The sequence below is a fragment of the Bacillota bacterium genome, assembly GCA_012837285.1.
Classification (GTDB): Bacteria; Bacillota; DTU030; order DUMP01; family DUMP01; genus DUNI01.
The window spans coordinates 1-5007 of record DURJ01000181.1 but is presented as its reverse complement, the minus strand read 5'-3'; the positions used below and the strand labels follow the sequence as shown (position 1 = coordinate 5007).

The window sequence follows — 5007 nt, the reverse complement described above, 5'->3', positions numbered from 1 at the left end:
TAAGTCCATGAAACCCAAAGGATCTGATGATCAGCGCAACATAGCCAATGTGTTGCTAGGTGCAGCGTTCTTGATGGCAACGTCCGCCATCGGTCCCGGTTTTCTGACTCAAACAGCTTTGTTCACTGAACAGCTTCGGGCCAATTTCGCCTTCGTTATTTTGACATCCGTAATCCTCAGTCTGGGCGCTCAACTCAACATTTGGCGCGTTATCTCCATGTCCGGCCTGCGTGGTCAAGACATCGCCAACAAAGTGCTCCCCGGTCTCGGTTATGTGGTGGCCTTCCTGGTTGCCTTGGGCGGTTTAGCTTTCAATATCGGCAACGTGGGCGGCGCCGCCCTAGGTCTGAATGTGCTCTTCGGCCTGGATTTGAAGCTGGGAGCGATAATTTCCGCTGTCATTGCCTTCGGCATTTTCTCGTCCAAAGAAATCGGCCGGACTATGGATAGTTTTACTAAGTATTTGGGCTTGCTTATGATTGCCCTCACTCTTTACGTCAGTGCCGTCACTAAGCCGCCGGTGGGCGAAGCTGTGGTGCGCATGGTAGCTCCCACTGAGGTCTCTTTGCTCTCTATTATCACCTTGGTCGGCGGAACTGTGGGCGGTTATATTTCTTTCTCCGGTGGCCACCGCCTGTTGGATGCCGGAATCATGGGGTCCGATAATCTGGAGAAGGTGAACCGCAGTGCCATCAACGGCATGGCTATCGCCGGGATCATGCGCGTGCTGTTGTTCCTGGCTGTCCTGGGCGTAGTATCCACCGGTGCCTCCTTGGACCCGGCCAACCCACCGGCCTCAGCGTTCCAGATTGGCGCCGGCATGCTGGGTTACAAGTTCTTCGGCGTTGTATTGTGGTCGGCGGCCATTACCTCGGTGGTAGGAGCTTCGTATACCTCGGTCTCTTTCTTGCGCACACTTTTTGACACCATTGAACGCAACGTACCGAAATGGATTATGGGCTTCATCGCCGCTTCCACCTTGCTGTTCGTTACCGTCGGTCGGCCAGTCACCTTACTGGTCTTAGCCGGCTCACTTAACGGCTTAATTTTGCCCCTTACTTTGGGCACAATTTTGTTTGCTTCGAAGCGAAAAGATATCGTCGGCGATTACGAACATCCTGCCTGGCTCTTAATCTTCGGCATTATTATTGTCGCTGTTACCCTCTATATGGGCATCACTTCGCTCAAAGGCATGGCAGCGCTGTGGCAGAAATAACCTAGGAGGCATAACGGATGTACGAACAACCACGGTTACTCCCGGCCGGAGACAGTGCTCTGGTGGTGGAGTTCGGCAATGAAATTGCCCCGGAAATCAATGCTCGCGTCCGGTCGTTGACAGCGGCCCTGGAAGCAGAATCCCTCGCCGGCGTGGTAGAGCTGGTGCCCACGTACAGGTCGGTCTTGCTCCACTTCAACCCGCTAGTGGTACAACCGAAGGTGCTGGAACAACATCTGCTCGATCTTATCGACAATCTGGGCGATCTGGAACTGCCGGCACCTGATGTAGCCTTCGCACCGGTCTGTTACGGCGGCGAATTCGGTCCCGATCTCGATCATGTCTGTGAGCACACCGGCTTAGGGGCGGAAGAGGTTATCCGGCTCCATACCGCCACTGATTACCTGATCTACATGCTGGGCTTCACCCCGGGGTTTTCCTATCTGGGTGGTATGGATGAGCGGCTGGCCACCCCGCGGCTGAAAACCCCACGAACCCACATTCCGGCCGGATCTACTGGTATCGCCGGTAAACAAACGGGCATCTATCCCATTGACAGCCCGGGCGGATGGCAACTTATCGGCCGTACCCCTCTCAAATTATACGATCCGTTTCGAGACCCACCTGTACTGCTGAAAGCCGGTAACTACGTTCGTTTTGTGGCCGTTAGCCAAGACGAATACGAGGAAATTGCCCACCAAGTGAAAGCCGGCACCTATCAGATTAGACAGGAACCACTGTCAGCAGGGAGGGAGGCCAAATGACACCGGTCCTTGAAGTAATCGCTCCCGGCCTGCTAACCACCGTTCAAGACCGCGGTCGCCACGGCTACCAAGCCTTTGGTATGCCAGTGGCCGGGGCCGTAGATGAGTACGCCTTGCGCATCGCTAACATCTTGGTAGGAAATCAGGAAGGAGCCGCCGCTCTGGAACTGACCCTGCTCGGCCCTCAACTAAAAGTGCTGGCACCCATCAAGCTGGCCCTAACCGGGGCCGATTTAGGGGCCGAAATTAACGGGCAAGAGTTCCCCCGCTGGGAAACGGTAGCGGTTAAATCCGGCGATGAGATTGCCTTCACCGCTGCCAAAAGCGGCTGCCGGGCTTATCTGGCCGTGGCCGGTGGGATTGATGTGCCGGAGGTTATGGGCAGCCGCTCCACCTACCTGCGCGGTAAAATCGGAGGACTGGACGGGCGGGCCTTGAAAGCCGGCGATCACATTGCCGCCGGCTCTCAGCGAGAAAAGAACATCCCGTCGGGAACCCGATTAGCCCCAGCCTTGATCCCAACGTATCAACCCAAGATAACTCTCCGGGTTATCCTGGGCCCACAGGAAGATCATTTTACTTCAGCCGGACAAGATACCTTCTTGCAGTCTGAATACGCTGTGACTACCGAAGCCGACCGGATGGGATATCGCCTAGAGGGTCCCACCATTGAACACTTGGCCGGAGCCGACATTATCTCCGACGGCATCCCGCTAGGCGCCGTCCAAGTTCCCGGGCACGGGCTACCCATTGTTATGCTGGCGGATCGGCAAACCACCGGCGGTTACCCGAAAATAGCTAATGTGTGCAGTGTAGATCTTGGCCGAATCGGCCAAGCTAAACCCGGGGACAAAATCCGCTTTGAGCCCATCACCGTCAGCGAGAGCATCCAATTGCTCCGGGAACGGGAGGCCGCCTTAAAAGAGTGGGCCGAATCCCTGCCCGCAGCCAGCGGCCGCACCTGGCAGTTTCGCATCAGCATTGCCGGCGAAACCTTTGCCACTCAGGTGGAAGAAGTAGAGTAACATTGGGGGTGAAACAGGTGGTCAAGGTAGATCTCAATTCGGACGTAGGTGAGAGCTTCGGTGCTTATAAACTCGGTTTGGACGCCGAAGTGCTGCGCCACGTCACCTCGGCCAACATTGCCTGCGGGTTCCACGCCGGAGATTTCATGGTGATGGAAAAGACCGTGGCCCTGGCCGTAGAAAATAAGGTAGGTATCGGTGCTCATCCCGGTTTTCCCGACCTGCAAGGCTTCGGGCGACGGCAAATGAAGTTCACACGCCAAGAAGTCCAGAATCTCATTATCTATCAAGTGGGAGCCCTGGCGGCTTTTGCCCGGGCAGCCGGGCAGCCATTGCAGCATGTTAAGGCCCATGGCGCTTTGTACAATATGGCCGCCAAAGACCCGGCTTTAGCTGAAGCCATCGCAGCCGGAATTAAGGCGGCGGCTCCGGAAGCCATTCTTCTGGGTCTGGCCGCTTCCGAAATGATAGCGGCGGCCAAAAAAGCCGGGCTTAAAGTCGCCCAAGAGGTCTTTGCTGACCGCGGCTATAACCCAGACGGCACCTTGGTGCCTCGTTCCCAGCCCGGGGCCATGATCCACGACCCAAACATTGCCGTACCCCGCGTGGTTCGCATGGTAACCGAAGGGAAAGTCACCGCCATAAACGGTGAAGACATCCATATCTGTGCCGACAGTATCTGTGTCCACGGTGACAACCCCGAGGCCATTGAATTCGTAAGCAGTATCCGCACGGCTCTACAACAAGCCGGAGTCGATGTGGTTCCCTTAGCCAATGTAGTGTCTTAACAACTACATCAGCAGTAAGCGCCGGCGGTGCTCAGCCCCGCCGGCGCAACGAAGGGAGGATTTCTGTGTTGCGGGTACAAGACATGTCTGTTCAGGAATTGCGCCAAACCATCAGACGGGGTGATTTCACCTCCCCTACTCCCGGTTTGGCTCCCGGATATGCTCAGGCAAACCTGGTGATCTTGCCACAAAAGTACGCTTTCGACTTTCTCCTGTTTTGCTTGCGCAACCCAAAACCCTGCCCGGTTCTAGACGTAACCGAGCCCGGTTCCCCGGTCCCGCGTCTGGCGGCACCGGCAGCCGACCTTAGAACCGATCTTCCTAAGTATCGTATCTGGGAGCAGGGCGAGCTTAAAGCCGAAGTCACCGACATCACATCTTACTGGCGTGAAGATCTGACCGGGTTTCTCCTGGGCTGTAGCTTCACTTTTGAAGCCGCGCTGCTGGGTGCCGGTATTCCAGTCCGGCATATCGAGGAAAATCGAAACGTGCCTATGTACATTACCAGCATCCAATGTGTCCCGGCCGGCGTATTTCACGGTCCCGTAGTGGTCAGCATGCGGCCGATCCCGCCGCAGCAGGTAGTGCGGGCGGTGCAAGTTACGTCCCGTTATCCGGCCGTACACGGCGCGCCCCTACATGTGGGCGATCCGGCCGTAATCGGTATTTTTAATATTGATAAACCCGATCTTGGTGATGCCGTCACCATACACTCCGGGGAAGTGCCTGTATTTTGGGCCTGCGGCTGTACTCCTCAAGCTGTAGCCATGGAAGCCAAACCCGATTTTATGATTACCCATGCTCCGGGACATATGTTCATTACCGACCTCAAAAACGAAGAACTGGCCGCATTGTAGACGGCAGCTTGTTTGGCCCCCTGTTCTTGGCACTAATAAAGGCCCATATATTGTCATGAGCCTTTAGTAAATGTAGCTAAGAACAGGGGGTGTATTTTTTGTTCGAAAGCAGCTTGATTCTAGCCATGGCAGCTATGCGTTTTTTGGCTGGCCTGTTGGAGATCGGCGGGGCTACCTTGATGCTTCGGCTGGGTAAGGTAGAGCAAGCATTTCAGGTTAACGCCTGGCTGGGCATCATCGGGCCCACTGTCTTTCTGGTGGTGAGCAGCCTGGGCCTGGCTGGAATGATCGGCCAAGTTCCGCCCCTGAAAGTCGCTCTCCTTCTTGGTGCCGTCATCTTGATCGTACTGGCGGCAG

General features: G+C 55.8%; 6 protein-coding genes. All 6 read left to right on the top strand.

Translation table 11 applies throughout. The features are described 5' to 3' along the window. The first annotated feature begins 7 nt into the window (after positions 1-7). Positions 8-1216: a divalent metal cation transporter gene (locus GX016_10290; GenBank protein HHT71931.1), complete on the top strand. Its 1209-nt coding sequence runs from the start codon at positions 8-10 to the stop codon at positions 1214-1216. Positions 1217-1233: 17 nt separating this feature from the next. Continuing rightward, positions 1234-1980 (top strand): 5-oxoprolinase subunit PxpB, encoded by a 747-nt coding sequence (pxpB, locus tag GX016_10285; GenBank protein ID HHT71930.1) that lies wholly within the window; start codon positions 1234-1236, stop codon positions 1978-1980. Continuing rightward, positions 1977-3005, top strand: coding sequence for a biotin-dependent carboxyltransferase (locus tag GX016_10280; protein HHT71929.1), 1029 nt, complete (start codon positions 1977-1979; stop codon positions 3003-3005). The genes pxpB and GX016_10280 overlap by 4 nt, the downstream gene beginning before the upstream one ends. Positions 3006-3022: 17 nt before the next feature. Next, the gene (locus GX016_10275; protein HHT71928.1) at positions 3023-3793 is read left to right on the top strand and encodes a LamB/YcsF family protein; all 771 of its coding nucleotides are present in this window, start codon (positions 3023-3025) and stop codon (positions 3791-3793) included. Positions 3794-3876: 83 nt separating this feature from the next. Beyond that, a complete protein-coding gene (locus GX016_10270) occupies positions 3877-4650 on the top strand; it encodes a putative hydro-lyase (protein ID HHT71927.1) in 774 nt (257 codons plus the stop codon). A 98-nt stretch (positions 4651-4748) separates the two neighbouring features. Then, positions 4749-5007 (top strand): DUF2619 domain-containing protein (locus tag GX016_10265; protein HHT71926.1); only part of this gene is annotated, 259 nt, incomplete at its 3' end.